The 15531-nt window shown below is 52.9% G+C and carries 14 protein-coding genes; 12 read left to right on the top strand and 2 right to left on the bottom strand.

Annotated features, from left to right (window positions below; translation table 11 throughout):
* The first annotated feature begins 98 nt into the window (after positions 1-98).
* The 11 genes from galE (at position 99) to A7983_RS15445 (ending at position 12391) form a co-directional block, all read left to right on the top strand.
* Positions 99-1118: a UDP-glucose 4-epimerase GalE gene (gene galE, locus A7983_RS15495; RefSeq protein WP_005973975.1), complete on the top strand. Its 1020-nt coding sequence runs from the start codon at positions 99-101 to the stop codon at positions 1116-1118.
* Between the two features lie 174 nt (positions 1119-1292).
* Entirely contained in the window at positions 1293-2339 is a 1047-nt protein-coding gene (gene galM, locus A7983_RS15490; RefSeq protein ID WP_005973973.1) for a galactose-1-epimerase, read from the top strand.
* A gap of 151 nt (positions 2340-2490) precedes the next feature.
* The gene (locus tag A7983_RS15485) at positions 2491-2943 is read left to right on the top strand and encodes a hypothetical protein (protein WP_005973971.1); all 453 of its coding nucleotides are present in this window, start codon (positions 2491-2493) and stop codon (positions 2941-2943) included.
* A 75-nt stretch (positions 2944-3018) separates the two neighbouring features.
* Positions 3019-3369: a copper-binding protein gene (locus tag A7983_RS15480; protein WP_005973969.1), complete on the top strand. Its 351-nt coding sequence runs from the start codon at positions 3019-3021 to the stop codon at positions 3367-3369.
* 12 nt (positions 3370-3381) lie between these two features.
* A complete protein-coding gene (locus tag A7983_RS15475; protein WP_005973966.1) occupies positions 3382-4641 on the top strand; it encodes a TolC family protein in 1260 nt (419 codons plus the stop codon).
* Positions 4638-6131 (top strand): efflux RND transporter periplasmic adaptor subunit, encoded by a 1494-nt coding sequence (locus A7983_RS15470; protein ID WP_005973963.1) that lies wholly within the window; start codon positions 4638-4640, stop codon positions 6129-6131. Before A7983_RS15475 ends, A7983_RS15470 begins: the two co-directional genes overlap by 4 nt.
* Entirely contained in the window at positions 6128-9265 is a 3138-nt protein-coding gene (locus A7983_RS15465; protein ID WP_005973961.1) for an efflux RND transporter permease subunit, read from the top strand. The genes A7983_RS15470 and A7983_RS15465 overlap by 4 nt, the downstream gene beginning before the upstream one ends.
* A gap of 137 nt (positions 9266-9402) precedes the next feature.
* Positions 9403-10155, top strand: a complete 753-nt coding sequence (gpmA, locus tag A7983_RS15460) for a 2,3-diphosphoglycerate-dependent phosphoglycerate mutase (RefSeq protein WP_005973959.1) — start codon at positions 9403-9405, stop codon at positions 10153-10155.
* Positions 10156-10267: 112 nt separating this feature from the next.
* Positions 10268-11182: a LysR family transcriptional regulator gene (locus A7983_RS15455; protein ID WP_005973958.1), complete on the top strand. Its 915-nt coding sequence runs from the start codon at positions 10268-10270 to the stop codon at positions 11180-11182.
* Positions 11183-11355: 173 nt separating this feature from the next.
* A complete protein-coding gene (locus A7983_RS15450; RefSeq protein WP_005973956.1) occupies positions 11356-11970 on the top strand; it encodes an FMN-dependent NADH-azoreductase in 615 nt (204 codons plus the stop codon).
* A 31-nt stretch (positions 11971-12001) separates the two neighbouring features.
* Positions 12002-12391 carry a DoxX family protein gene (locus tag A7983_RS15445; RefSeq protein WP_005973952.1) on the top strand — a complete coding sequence of 130 codons (390 nt, stop codon included), beginning with the start codon at positions 12002-12004 and terminating at the stop codon, positions 12389-12391.
* 116 nt (positions 12392-12507) lie between these two features.
* Here A7983_RS15445 and aroG read toward each other — a convergent pair whose 3' ends face one another.
* On the bottom strand, positions 12508-13563 hold the full coding sequence (gene aroG, locus A7983_RS15440) for a 3-deoxy-7-phosphoheptulonate synthase AroG (RefSeq protein WP_005973950.1): 1056 nt from the start codon (positions 13561-13563) through the stop codon (positions 12508-12510).
* Between the two features lie 295 nt (positions 13564-13858).
* Between aroG and zitB the strand changes: the two genes are divergently transcribed.
* On the top strand, positions 13859-14791 hold the full coding sequence (zitB, locus tag A7983_RS15435; RefSeq protein ID WP_005973948.1) for a CDF family zinc transporter ZitB: 933 nt from the start codon (positions 13859-13861) through the stop codon (positions 14789-14791).
* A 7-nt stretch (positions 14792-14798) separates the two neighbouring features.
* On the opposite strand, the gene pnuC is transcribed toward zitB, so the two are convergent.
* The gene (gene pnuC / locus A7983_RS15430) at positions 14799-15524 is read right to left on the bottom strand and encodes a nicotinamide riboside transporter PnuC (RefSeq protein WP_005973947.1); all 726 of its coding nucleotides are present in this window, start codon (positions 15522-15524) and stop codon (positions 14799-14801) included.
* Positions 15525-15531 lie beyond the last annotated feature (7 nt).

Below are 15531 nucleotides of genomic sequence, written 5' to 3'. Positions count from 1 at the left end.
AAAAAAATCATCGATAACAGAGGCGGATTCTCGCTGTAGATCACCTTTTTCAGTATCTAGCCATGTTATTTTGCAGCATTGCGATAATAGAGGTCATTATGAACGTTCTCATCACTGGTGGTAGCGGTTACATAGGGAGTCATACTTGTGTACAATTGCTGGCAGCCGGGCACACTCCCGTCATTCTCGATAACTTGTGCAATAGCAAGGCTAGCGTCGTTAAAACCATTACACGTTTAACCGATAAATCGCCCATTTTTTATCAGGGAGATATCCGCGACGGCGCACTGCTGGACGACATTCTCGCTAAACATTCTATTGATTCTGTCATCCACTTTGCTGGCTTAAAAGCGGTGGGGGAATCCGTGCGTGAACCGCTGAGTTACTATGACAATAACGTCAACGGTACGCTCGTGCTGGTTGAGGCGATGAAGAAAGCAGGCGTGAAAAATCTGATTTTTAGCTCTTCTGCCACTGTCTATGGCGATCAACCACACACACCTTATCAGGAAAGTTTCCCAACGGGACACCCTGCTAGCCCTTATGGCCGCAGCAAGTTGATGGTTGAGCAAATCCTGCAAGACTTACAGCATGCCGAGCCAGAATGGAGTATTACGCTGTTGCGCTATTTCAACCCAGTTGGCGCACATCCATCTGGTGAGATGGGCGAAGATCCACAGGGTATTCCCAATAATCTGATGCCGTACATCGCTCAGGTTGCTGTCGGGCGTCGCGACTCGCTGGCGATTTTCGGTAATGACTACCCTACCGTTGATGGTACTGGTGTTCGAGACTACATCCATGTCGTCGATCTGGCCGACGGCCATATCGCCGCCATGAATACCCTGCCAAACCGTGCGGGTGTGCACATTTACAACCTCGGAGCAGGCGTAGGCTACAGTGTATTACAGGTTGTGGAAGCTTTTAGCCAAGCCTGTGGTAAACCACTGCCTCACCATTTTGCTCCGCGTCGTCAGGGCGATCTACCTGCTTATTGGGCGGATGCCGAACGTGCGGCGAAAGATCTTAACTGGCGAGTCACGCGCTCATTAAAAGAAATGGCACAGGACACCTGGCGCTGGCAATCCAACCACCCTAATGGGTACGAAGAAGCATAACGACGTTTTTTCACGTCGAGTGACAGAGTAAGGGAAGAGAAGCTGATTCAGACCGTCGACAAACCCATTATCACCGCTCGGCGTACTTTGTCAGCAAACTGATTTCAGCCGCCTTCCCCAGCATTACATGCATCACCACCCTCTATCTTGTCAGGGCTTCTACAGGAGCAAGTCATGTTGAATGAAAGTCGTAGCACGCTGGCACCCGATGGTCAGCCGTTTCAATTAACGACCTTGCAAAACCAGGCGGGTATGCGTGTTTGCCTAATGGACTGGGGCGCAACCTGGCTTTCCTGTGAACTCCCTCTACCAGAGGGTGAGGTGCGAGAAGTGCTATTGGGCTGCGCCTCGCCCGAACAGTACCCGCAACAAACGGCTTATCTCGGCGCATCAATTGGTCGCTATGCTAACCGCATAGCCAAAGCCACATTCAGCCAAGAGACAGAAACCTTTCATCTGGTTCCGAATCAGAATGAACACCAGTTGCATGGTGGTCCAGAAGGTTTCCATGCCCGCCGTTGGCGAATTGCCAGTCACGATGCGACGCAAGTGACTTACCAATTGCACTCGCCAGATGGCGATCAAGGGTATCCGGGGCATCTCAATGTACAGGTGACCTACGCACTGACCGAGCATAATTCGCTGGAAATCTCGTATCAAGCAACGGTAGAAAAAGCCTGCCCTGTCTGTCTGACCAACCACGCGTATTTCAACCTTGATGGCGCGCTAACCGATGTGCGTAAGCACCAGTTGCAACTGTTTGCCGACTATTATTTGCCAGTCAATAGCGCGGGCATCCCTAACGCCGATCTGACACGGGTAAACGCGACCGGAATGGATTTCCGCCAGCCGAAAACGCTGGAAGAAGATTTCCTGCGTGACGGCGTTCAAATGGCCGTCGGCGGCTACGATCATGCCTACTTATTGCATCGCACCTGTGGTTCCAGCGAAAGCCCTGCGGCCAATCTATGGTCATCTGATGGTCGCGTGCTGATGAGCGTTTTCACCAGCGCTCCCGCCTTACAACTCTATAGCGGCAACTTTCTGGCTGGAACGCCCTCACGGGACGGTGGTCAGTATGAAAATTATGCTGGTGTCGCGCTGGAAAGCGAATTCCTGCCTGATAGCCCGAACCACCCAGACTGGCCGCAGCCTGACTGCTGGCTGAAACCGGGGAAAGTCTATCGCTCGGATACCACGTACCAGTTCCTCATCCAGTAACCGAACGATTAAATGTAATTAACTCATTGATAACATTGGCAGGTGACTATCTGCCAATTTACAAAACGACTTTACAAAACTATGCCATTCCCCACTTGCCCCCTTCCTGCCCAGACGCTTACACTGCCACGACATCCAAAAAGGAAATGCCATGTCCGCATCATCACGGTCTCCATTACTCATTCATCATCTGCGCCATAAAGGCAGGTGGGGATGGCTATTGGCACTGTGTTGGCTTTTCCTGAATGCACAACTGGCTATCGCAGGTCATCAATGCGACATGACGCTTAGTCAGGCATCCCCCGCGATCCAGCATCAGGCCCACCTGCAACAGGCTGACGTTCAGCCGTTATCCTCTCACGCTCACCATGCTGCGAAAGCGTCTTACGCAGTAGACCAGCAAACGCCGCTGTGTGAAAAGCACTGCGTGCCGGATAGCGTGAAACAGGATAATGGATCGCTGGCATTATTAGCGCTGCCTGTCAGTAGCGAGCTGGTATTAGCGGATAACTCTGTCACGCTGAATCAGGCATGCGATATCTGGTTCTCCCCCCCTGCCGCTGGCCCGCCGGCTGAGATCCGCTTCTGTCGATTCAGAGAATAGCCCAAGCTATTGATAACTTCTGCGCCAATCGGCGTAACACCTTGTTTATCAATTATTTTTATTGGGATTATTTTTATGCGTATCACTTACACGGCTATGATCAGCAGCCTGCTTTTTTTCGTCGCTTCCTTCCTCTTCCCCGTGTGGGCAGACGACCACCAGCATCACGCGATGATGCATACCAATCCCCCTGCGGCCACTGCCGTTTATCAGACTACCGGGGTTGTTAAGCAGTGGAACGCCGACAGCGTCACGCTCTCTCACGCCCCGGTTGCCGACCTAAAATGGCCCGCGATGACAATGGCATTTATGCTGCCATCCACTCGCGAAATAACACCACTCGCTGTCAACACACCGGTTACGTTCAGCTTTGTCCAGCATGACAGCGGCTACACCCTGACCGCGATTACGCCACAGCAGCCTTAACCGGAGCACATCATGAACTTATCCAAACACGACGCCGCGCGCGCGTGTCTGGCAATGTTGCTGTGGCTGCCTGCCGCCGTCTTTGCGGCAGGACTGAGTCTTGATCAGGCTTTACAGGCGGCGGAACGTTATTCCGCCGATCTGTCAGCCAATCAACACAAGATTAATGCGCTACAAAACATGGCCGACTCCGCCACGCAACTCCCCGATCCCAAACTGAAATTTGGCGTCGAGAACCTGCCATTGGGCGGCAACAACGGTAGCCGACTCACGCGGGAAGGTATGACGATGCAACGTATCGGCGTCATGCAAACCTATGTCAGCAGCCGTAAGCGTGATAGCAAGGCGCAGGCCATTCGGGTAGAAGCCGATGCGCTGCAAAGTAATAGCGAAAGTATTCGCGCTCGCCTGCAACGAGAAACGGCGCAGGCATGGCTGGATCTGGCGCTCTCACGGAAAGCGTTAATCGAGGTCACGGCGCTGGTAAGCGAAAGCCAGCGGCAGATCGCCTCGCAAAAAGCGAGTGTTGCGGCGGGCAGTGAGGGCAGTAGCGTACTGGATGCCCGCCTGGCGCTGGCGGCCATGCAGGACAGACTGGCCGATGCCGAGCGAGATACCCGCATCGCGCACGCCCGACTGGTGCAGCTTACCGGTATCGCGGACATCAACGTGAACGGCGAACTGCCCCGCTTTGAACGCTTGCCCGCCTCACCAGAGGTGTTAGGCAACGCCATTCATCAGCATCCCGAAATGCAACAGGCACAGCGTGAAGCCGAACTGGCTCAGGCCCGCTCGGCACAGTCAGCCGTTGCCGCCATCCCCAATGTTGATGTTGAAGTCTATTACGCGAAACGCGGAGATGATTACGACGATATGGCGGGCATGATGGTGACGGTCGATCTGCCGCTGTTCACATCCAAACGTCAGGATAAAGACTACGCTGCAGACGTATCGCGCAGTATGGAAGCGCGCGACAAAGTCTTGCTCACCGAGCGAGAACATCAGGCACAGCTCGATACGCTGATTGCTCAATATCAAGCAGCACAGTCACGCTGGCAACGCCAGAGCAACGAGATCCTCCCGCTACAACAGCAGCGCATCAAACTGATTCAGGCTCAGTATCAATCCGGCAGCAGTAATCTTTCTGCCGTACTGGACGCCCGCCGGGCGCTACTCGAAAGTCGGATTGCCGTCCAGGATACCGCACGGGAGATGGCTCAATATTGGGCCGCTATTCGCTACCTGACGCCACAAGGGAACCCTACGCGATGAGCAAAAAAGTAATGAAAAAATCACTGATGTTTAGCCTGATTACACTGGCTATTCTCGGCGCGGGTAGCGTGGGCTATTTGGTGGGTAAACAGCAAACATCACACTCTCCCCCTACTGCAGAGTCAGAACGGCCAGTTCTCTATTGGTACGATCCTATGGTGCCGGATAAACGCTTCGACAAACCGGGAAAATCCCCCTTTATGGATATGGAACTGGTTCCCCGCTATGCCGATGACGTGCAGGAAGATGGCGGAGTCACCGTCAGCGCGCGTCAGCAGCAAAACCTTGGCGTTCGCACAGCTCGCGCGGAAATGCGCGAAATTGCTGATCGCACAACGGGTTACGGTACCGTCACACTCAACGAACGCGGATTGCGCACGCTGGTCGCGCCTAGCGGGGGAATTGTTGAAAAACTCACGGTCAACGCGCTGCAACAACAGGTAAAAAAAGGCGAGACGCTAGCCATGTTATGGAACCCAACCTGGGCAGCGGCACAGCACGAATATCTGGCGGTACGACAACTAGGCGACGAAGGACTAACCCACTCGGCTCGCCAGCGACTGGCACTGATCTTCATGCCGGAAGCCATTATTCGGCAGGTAGAGCGTAGCGGCAAACCGCAGGATAGGATCGCGATTACCGCACCTGAAGATGGCTACGTAAACAAACTAGAAGTGCGGCAAGGCATGCAACTGAGCCCTGCTCAGCCACTATTCGAGATTGCCAGCCTGAATCCGGTTTGGATTGATGTCGATTATCCCGAGGCGCAGGCCGCGCAGTTAACGATCGGCAGCGACATCAGCGCTACCAGTAACGCCTGGCCGGGTAAAATCTTCCACGGCAAAATCAGCGAACTGCTGCCCGTGTTGGATAGCACCACGCGCACGTTAAAAGCACGCGTCATACTCGACAACCCACAACAGCAGCTTAAACCCGGCATGTACCTGACCGTACAACTTTCTCACGCTCAGGCACAGCCGCGTCTGGCGATCCCGCAAGAGGCGTTGTTGGTCAGCGGTAGCCAAAATCGTGTCTTGCTAAGCGACGGTAACGGCCATTTCACTCCGCGTCACGTCACTGCGGGCGCGTCGTTGGGCGACTGGGTGGAAATCATCAATGGACTGAAAGAAGGCGACAGTGTGGTCACCTCCGGTCAGTTCCTGATTGACTCCGAAGCCAGCCTGCGCAGCGCCTTACCGCAGTTTGATACTGAGGCATCAGCAACGCCTGCAACTCCTGTTGGCTATCAAACGCAGGGAGTAATCAAAGCGAGAAACGGCAACCAAATCACCATTGAACACGAAGCCGTTCCAGCGCTCAACTGGTCACCAATGACGATGGACTTCACACTGCCGTCATCAGGGTTACCACAGGGTGTGGAGATCGGCAACACCGTCAATTTCCAGTTCACTATGGATGACAGCGGGATTCACATTCTGCATTTTTTGCCCGCTAACAATCCGCACGCCGAACACGGAGGTCATCCATGATTGCCTATGTGATTCGCTGGTCGCTCAAAAACCGCCTTTTGGTTTTACTGGCAGCACTGTTCATGGCGGCGTGGGGTCTACTTTCTCTACAAAAAACGCCGCTGGATGCTCTACCCGATTTGTCTGACGTTCAGGTCATCATTCGCGTTAGCTATCCGGGGAAAGCACCGCAGGTGGTGGAGAATCAGGTGACCTATCCGCTGACGACCACCATGCTTTCTGTGCCGGGTGCCAAAACGGTACGGGGCTTCTCCATGTTCGGCGACGCTTACGTCTATGTGCTGTTTGAAGATGGTACCGATCCTTACTGGGCGCGATCTCGTGTGTTGGAATACCTCAGTCAGGTGCAATCCAGCCTGCCTGCCGAGGCCAAAACCTCACTCGGCCCGGATGCCACCGGCGTCGGCTGGATTTACGAATACGCGCTGGTCGATCGCAGCGGTAAATACAGTCTGGCCGACCTGCGCGGCTTTCAGGATTGGCTGTTGAAGTATGAGCTGAAAACTGTGCCGGACGTGGCAGAAGTCGCCAGCGTGGGCGGCATGGTCAAACAGTATCAGATCGTCGTTGACCCGGAACGCATGCGGACGCAGGGCATCACCCATCAGCAGATAGTCAGTGCCGTTCAGGCGGCTAATCAGGAAAACGGTGGCTCAGTGCTGGAGTTAGGTGAAGCCGAGTACATGGTGCGCACCACGGGTTATCTGAAAACCGCGCAAGACTTTAACCATGTAGTGATTACCACCCGCAACGGCATTCCCCTGCTATTGCAAGATGTGGCAACGCTTCGCGAAGGTCCGGAGATGCGGCGCGGTATCGCCGAACTGAATGGTGAAGGCGAAGTCGCTGGCGGCATCATCGTTATGCGTTATGGCAAAAACGCGCTGAATACGCTGCATGCCGTCAAAGCGCGGTTACAGGAAATACAAAAAATCCTGCCTGCGGGCGTGGAGATCGTGCCAACCTACGATCGCTCGCAGTTGATTGAACACGCTATCGATACGCTGAGCTTCAAACTGTTGGAAGAGTTTGCTGTCGTCGCGGTCATCTGCGCCCTGTTCCTGTTTCACTTCCGCTCGGCGCTGGTAGCGATCATCAGCCTGCCGCTGGGGATTCTGGGGGCATTCATCATCATGCGCTATCAGGGGGTGAACGCTAACATCATGTCGCTGGGCGGTATCGCGATTGCCATCGGCGCAATGGTGGATGCCGCCATCGTGATGATAGAAAACATGCATAAAGTCATTGAACAGTGGCGACATGAAAACCCGGGGAAACAGCCGCAGAATAACGAGTGGTGGCAGTTAGCAGAACGAGCGGCAGTGGAAGTGGGCCCCGCGCTGTTTTGCAGCCTGCTGATCATTACGCTGTCGTTTGTGCCCGTGTTCTCGCTGGAGGCGCAGGAAGGCCGCATGTTTTCACCGCTGGCCTTTACTAAAACCTACGCCATGGCCGTCGCCGCTGGGTTAGGGATTACGCTGGTGCCGGTGTTAATGGGGTATTTCGTTCGCGGAAAGATACCCGACGAACAGGCGAATCCAATTAACCGTTGGTTGATCGCGCTCTATCATCCGGTGCTGCAAAAAGTGCTGAGCTACCCGAAGACCACGCTGCTGGTTTCTGCTCTGCTATTGTTGCTGACGCTATTTCCGCTCAGCCGTTTGGGAAGCGAATTTATGCCGCCGCTGGATGAGGGCGACCTACTGTATATGCCCTCTACCCTACCCGGTATCTCGGCACGGGAGGCAGGCCGACTGCTGCAACAAACGGACAGGTTGATTAAAACGGTGCCCGAAGTCGAATCGGTCTTCGGCAAAGCAGGCCGTGCCGACACGGCGACTGACCCAGCACCGCTCACCATGCTGGAAAGCACGATCAGGCTGAAACCTCGCGATCAGTGGCGTGAAGGTATGACGATGGACGCGCTGGTTGCCGAACTGGATCGCACCGTCAACCTGCCGGGTATTGCCAACGTGTGGGTGCCGCCGATTCGCAACCGGCTGGACATGCTGGCTACCGGTATCAAAAGTCCGGTGGGCATTAAGGTTAACGGCAATAATCTGGAGGATATCGAACGTACTGCCGCGCAAATCGAACAGGTGGTAAAACAGGTTCCAGGCGTGACGTCAGCGCTGGCTGAACGGTTAGCCGGAGGGCGCTATATCGATATTGATATCGACCGTCAGCGTGCCGCACGCTACGGCGTGTCAGTCGAGGAATTGCAGTCGGTGGTGGCTACACTAATTGGCGGGCAAAATATCGGCGAAACCATTGAAGGCCGTCAGCGCTACCCCATCAATATCCGCTACCCGCGTGAATTACGCGATTCACTACAAAAGTTGCGTGACCTCCCCATCGTGACCGCCAGTGGCAACAGAGTCACACTGGCTGAACTGGCTGATGTTCGCGTTAGCGAAGGGCCGCCCATGTTGAAAAGCGAAAACAGTCGACTGTCGGACTGGATTTATGTCGATCTGCGCGGCCGCGATCTGAAATCCGCCGTTGAAGACATGCAGCAAGCCGTCGCCCAGCAAGTCACACTACCGGAAGGCGTGTCGTTAAGCTGGTCCGGTCAGTTTGAGTATCTGGAGCGCGCTACGGAGAAAATGAAGGTTGTCGTCCCCTTCACGCTACTGATCATTTTTGTGCTGCTGTATGTCACCTTCAATCGCATCAAAGATGCCTTACTGATTATGGCTACGCTGCCCTTTGCACTGATTGGCGGCGTCTGGCTGCTCTATATCCTTGGCTATAATCTCTCTGTCGCTGGTGCAGTGGGCTTTATCGCACTGGCGGGGGTATCGGCCGAATTTGGCGTCATCATGCTACTGTACCTCAACCATGCGGTCGAAAAGCACCGTGTGGCGGGTCAGGCGCTTTCGCGCCAACAGTTGATGGATGCCATTCACGAAGGTGCCGTTCTGCGTGTGCGGCCGAAAATGATGACCGTGGCAACGATTATGGCAGGGCTACTCCCCATTATGTGGGGCGGCGGCAGCGGTGCCGAAATCATGCAGCGGATCGCCGCGCCGATGATTGGCGGCATGGTAAGCGCTCCACTGCTGTCAATGCTGGTGATTCCGGCGGTTTACCTGTTATTGCACAAGGGAGATTCTGGTTTGCTGAAACGGTAAAGCCCGAGCGTGATTTTACGCAAATAACCTGCGGATAAATCACGCTTGCCATCGACTATCGATTGCCGATAACCGTTCTCCACCCCTATAATGAAATCAGTTATCACAGAAATCTTAGGATAGGAAGGAGTTTAGCTATGGCTGTAACTAAGCTAGTACTGGTAAGACACGGTGAGAGCCAGTGGAACAACGAAAACCGCTTCACAGGCTGGTACGATGTTGATCTGTCCGACAAGGGCCGTTCAGAAGCCAAAGCCGCAGGTCAACTGCTGAAAGACGAAGGTTTTGCCTTTGATTTCGCGTATACCTCCGTGCTGAAACGTGCCATTCACACACTGTGGAACGTACTGGACGAGCTGGATCAAGCCTGGTTGCCAGTTGAGAAATCCTGGAAACTGAATGAGCGCCACTACGGTGCGCTGCAGGGTCTGAACAAAGCCGAAACCGCTGAGAAATACGGTGACGAGCAGGTTAAACAATGGCGTCGTGGCTTCGCAATCACGCCTCCAGAGTTGACACGTGATGACGAACGTTTCCCAGGCCACGATCCGCGTTACGCTGCTCTGAGCGATAAAGAGCTGCCACTGACTGAAAGCCTGGCGTTGACCATCGAACGCGTTGTGCCTTACTGGACTGAAACCATCCTGCCACGCATCAAGAGCGGTGAGCGTGTGATCGTTGCGGCTCACGGTAACTCACTGCGTGCACTGGTGAAATACCTGGACAACATGGGTGAAGACGAAATTCTGGAACTGAATATCCCAACTGGCGTACCGTTGGTATATGAGTTCGACGAGAACTTCAAACCAATCAAACGTTACTATCTGGGCAACGCGGATGAAATCGCCGCAAAAGCTGCCGCAGTAGCGAACCAGGGTAAAGCGAAGTAATTTACCTTTGAAATAAAAAACCCGGCTCTGTGCCGGGTTTTTTATTTCATAATCTTTAGCACCGACATTCACAATCAATGCCTCATTGATAAAAAGACGAGGGCGACATTGTATGATAAATGGAGTATCGCTTGATCAATTAAGAACATTCATCGTTGCGGTTGATGAAGGGAGCTTCTCTGCCGCCGCGCGCAAACTCTATCGCGCGCAATCGGTCATCAGTGATTTGGTAAGTAACCTCGAAGCACAGATGGGCGTTCAATTATTTGATCGCTCCGGGCGATATCCCAAACTCACTCCGGCTGGGCAAGCCCTGTTGGCCGATGCACGCGGCATCGTAACCTCTGTCGATTTCATGAAAGCACGGGCGAAAGGGTTATCAGAAGGATTGGAGGCAGAGCTTTCTGTCGTCGTTGATGTACTGTTTCCTATTGCCACCGTCGCTGTTATTGCAAACGAATTCAAACAGCGCTTTCCCGGCACGCCTCTTCGGGTGTTCGTCGAGGCGCTGGGAGCAACCTATCATCGCGTGCTCGACGGAACAGCCGCCATCGGTGCTGTCGCCGCCTTGCCGAGCGCACTTGCCTCGCTGAGCACCGAGCATCTTGCGGGTATCACTCTGGTTATGGTCGCCTCACGCAATCATCCACTTGCCGCATTCAGGGGATTTATCCCTAAGTCGGAACTGATAAAGCACGTGCAGCTTGTCCTTACCGACCGAACAAGCCTATCCGAGGGGATTGAATACGCCGTTATGTCCTCATCGACCTGGCGACTCACAGACTTATTTGCCAAGCACGCCTTTCTCCTTAGCGGGCTAGGCTGGGGCGGTATGCCATTACACGTGGTACAGCGCGACATTGCACAGGGAGAATTAGTTGAACTGATGCTTGAGGATGTCCCGCCAGAAGGCATCGCTGTTCCCATGTCCACCATCTACCGAACAGCAGCGCCCCCCGGCCCTGCCGGGCGTTGGTTCCTTGACCGTCTGAAAAGCCTTCATGGAGAAGCAATCGCTGGCCAATAAACGCTCAAAAAAGCGTTCAGGCTAACACCGACCTATCGCAGAAACCGATGGGTTCGTTCGGAAAATATCGGGTTTTCGCGTGTCTTTGGCGCAAATATACTGACATGGAAACGATCGGTGCCTGATCGTTGTGCTTATTCGTTATGCTACGAAACCAGTCAGGAAGTCACCTTATGAAAATTCTTCATATCGATTCCAGCATACTCGGCGACTATTCCGTCAGCCGACAACTTTCCGCCGATATTGTCGCAAGGCTGCGTGAATTACACCCAGGTTCCGAGGTCGTCTATCGCGATCTTGTCGAAGATGCTGTGGGCCATCTTTCTGGCGCGTATATGGCCGTGATTCGCGGTGGTGGCAATCCCGATCCGCAATTGAGCGACGAAATTGCCCATGGCGATGCTTATATCAACGATCTCTTTGCTGCCGAGATCATTGTCATTGGTGCTCCCATGTATAACTTTACCGTTTCTTCCCAACTAAAAACCTGGATTGATCGTGTCGTTATCGGCGGACGCACATTTGCTTACGGGCCCAACGGACCGCAAGGGCTAATACAGAAAGGAAAGAAACTGTTTATCGCTTCAACTCGCGGCGGAGCCTACAGTAGTGATGATGCTACCGCCACGCTTGAGCATCACGAAACGTATCTGAAAGCTGTACTTGGTTTTATCGGCCTGACCGATGTAACGGTCATCCGCGCCGAAGGCTTAGGCCAGGGAAATGAAGAGACTAAATCCGCCATCATTAGTCAGGCAAAGCTCAGCATTGCAACATTAGAAGCCTAACAATGCCAACAGACCAAGAAAGGAAATCGCCATGGAAAAGAATGCTTCAATCATTTCAGCAATCGGCCGAGCACTTATTGCACTTGTTTTTGTGCTGAGTGGCCTGAGCAAAATCGGTGCATCAGAAGCCACCCAAGGCTACATCGCCTCGGTCGGTTTACCCTTTCCTCTTCTCGGTTATTTGATCGCCTTATTGGTCGAAATCGGCGGAGGAATTCTTTTACTTATTGGTTACCGCACGCGCGTGGTTGCTCTCGTGTTATCCGCCTTTACTGTCGCCACCGCGGTGTTTTTCCATCATAATTTTGCAGACCAGAACGCGATGATTAACTTTCTTAAAAATATAATCATTGTAGGGGGACTGCTACAAATTGTGGCTTTTGGGCCGAGCAAGTTTAGCCTTGATGCAAGACGTCACTAGATAAGCATTCATCATTGACGGCAGTGTTGGTCCGGTTTGCGTTTTCACGAACACAAAACTCAAGACTTTCACTGCCGTTTTTTTTACTGGCGTACCGGATAGCACGCCATTCGGCATTACTTGCTGCGACGTTCGCGTACAGCAGACGCTAGCTGGCGCAGCAGAGATTCCGTATCTTCCCAGCCAATGCAAGCATCGGTCACGCTACGGCCATAAACCAGCGGCTCACCACTTTCCAGATTCTGGTTGCCTTCAACCAAATGGCTTTCCACCATCACGCCCATAATCGCTTTTTCGCCCTGAGCGATCTGTCCACAGACATCAGTACAAACTTCCATCTGTTTTTTGAACTGCTTACTGCTGTTCGCGTGGCTGAAATCGATCATGACCTGTGGGGTCAGACCGGCTTTTTCCAGACCAACTTTCACGTCTTTAACGTGCTCTGCGCTGTAGTTCGGCGTTTTACCGCCGCGCAAGATAATGTGGCAATCGTTATTACCGCTGGTATTCACGATAGCCGAATGACCCCATTTGGTGACAGACAGGAAGCAGTGTGGCGCGCTAGCAGCGTTGATTGCGTCAATCGCTACCTTGATCGTGCCGTCGGTGCCGTTTTTAAAGCCAACAGGACATGACAGGCCAGATGCCAGCTCACGGTGTACCTGAGATTCCGTAGTGCGAGCGCCGATAGCGCCCCAGCTCATCAAATCCGCCATGTATTGCGGGGTAATCATGTCCAGAAACTCACCCGCAGCCGGTAAACCGATATCGTTAATTTCCAACAGCAGTTGGCGCGCAATGCGCAAACCATCATTGATCTGGAAACTATTATTCATGTGCGGATCGTTGATGAGCCCTTTCCAGCCAATTGTGGTACGCGGCTTCTCAAAATAAACCCGCATAACTACTTCCAGATCGTCGCTCAGCTCATTGCGCAACGTCAGCAGACGCGCGGCGTACTCTTTCGCCGCTTTTGTATCGTGGATCGAGCAAGGGCCAATCACCACCAGCAGGCGATCGTCATTGCCGTTAAGAATTTTATGGATGGCTGTACGCGCGAACGATACCGTTTCCGCGGCCTTCTCCGTGGCTGGAAACTTTTCTAACAAAGCAACCGGCGGCAAAAGTTCATTGATCTCTTTAATTCTTAAATCGTCATTTTGGTAATTCATAAATAAATCCATCGGTTCCGAAACGGTATGTTAACCCCATCCAATATGCGCCATCCCACCTGTGCGGGCGGCCTGAAAAACGGGATGTTTCATATTGAAGATTGATTATTATATGTCAAGCTGGTGTTATCGGGGCGCTGAAATCAGTAGGATTTGCGCGATCAAATGCTCTCAGATGCCGCATCCGTCCTATTTTCACCAGAAAATAGCCTAATCGGCAGGCCAGCGAGCGATAGGATAGGTTTCTCTGTCGGGTTTCAGTAACGCAGGATAGCAACGCAACTTAGGGCAATTTATGGCACATAATCACAGCTACACGGGATCCAGCAACAGTAAACGGCTATTGGCCGCATTTATCATTACCGCCACGTTTATGGTGGCAGAAGTCATTGGCGGTCTGCTGTCCGGTTCCCTTGCTCTGCTTGCGGACGCGGGTCATATGCTGACGGATGCCGCTGCGCTATTCGTCGCCCTTGTCGCGGTACATTTCGCTCAGCGTAAGCCCAATGCACGCCATACCTTCGGCTATTTACGGCTCACCACCCTCGCCGCCTTTGTGAACGCGCTAACGTTGATACTGATTACCGCCTTCATCTTCTGGGAAGCCATTCAACGCTTCTATGACCCTCAGCCCGTTGCTGGCGTCCCCATGTTGCTTGTCGCCATTGCCGGGCTGCTGGCAAACATCGTGGCGTTTTGGCTGTTACACCACGGCAGCGAAGAGAAAAACATTAACGTCCGTGCCGCGGCCCTGCATGTGCTAGGCGATCTACTAGGCTCCGTCGGCGCGATTGCTGCCGCCATTATTATCCTTTATACCAACTGGACGCCTATCGACCCGATTCTCTCCGTTTTGGTGTCGTGTCTGGTGCTACGCAGTGCATGGTCACTATTGAAAGAAAGTATTCACGAACTGCTAGAAGGCACACCGAACCAACTCAGCGTTGAGGTTCTTCAGAAAGATCTGACGCTGAATATCCCCGAGGTCAGGAATATCCACCATGTTCATTTGTGGCAGGTTGGTGAAAAAACCATGATGACGCTGCATGCACAAGTGATCCCACCTCACGATCACGATGCATTGTTAAGACGTATCCAAGAATATTTACTGAAGCAGTATCAGATTGAACACGCGACGGTTCAGATGGAATATCAACGCTGTGATGATGACCACTGCTCTTTTCATCAGGAAAGCCATGATGCAGAAGGCCACCACCACAAGCATTAAGTTTGGATTATGCGCCGTTTGAAACCGTACTGACGCGATTTTCCTGCGCGCTCTTAATCCACAACCAGGAACCGTTCAGGGCAATTAGCGTCAGGATCGCGTATTCTACCGCCATCGCATACACGCCCTGATAAGCAAAAATCACCACGCTTATCACATCAATCACCACCCACAGCAGCCAGTTCTCGACGTATTTACGCGTCATCAGGATCATCGCCACGATCGACAACACCATCATGGTGGAATCCCAGAATGGGAACGCATCTGGTTGAAGATTAGGCATCTGCACCGCCAATCCGAGCCCCTGCATGCCAGAAACAGCGATACGCGTCAGCACCGCAAATACCGCATCAATGTAGAACGTCATCAGGCCAATCGCGATAATACAGGCCACCGACCAGCCAATCAGCTTCTGCACCGGCAGCCAGCGGATACGCAACTCCACTTCCTGCGCATCGGTCTTACGCGTCCAGGCATACCAGCCATAAATATTGGCAGCGAAAAAGAAAATTTGTAGCAACAGGCTCGCGTACAGTTGGATCTGGAAAAAGATCACCGCAAACAGCGTGACGTTAATCAACCCAAACAGATAATTGATATTTTTTTCCTGACTCGCGAACCAGATACACAGCAAACCAAATAGCGTGCCGATCGCTTCAATCCAGGAAAGATCGTATCCCCCTTCGCCAAAAGGGATATGAATTAAAATATTACTGGTACTAAAAAAATCCATCTCACCA

It is taken from the genome of Pectobacterium wasabiae CFBP 3304 (assembly GCF_001742185.1).
Taxonomy (GTDB): Bacteria; Pseudomonadota; Gammaproteobacteria; order Enterobacterales; family Enterobacteriaceae; genus Pectobacterium; species Pectobacterium wasabiae.
This window is presented reverse-complemented; position numbering and strand designations above follow the sequence as displayed.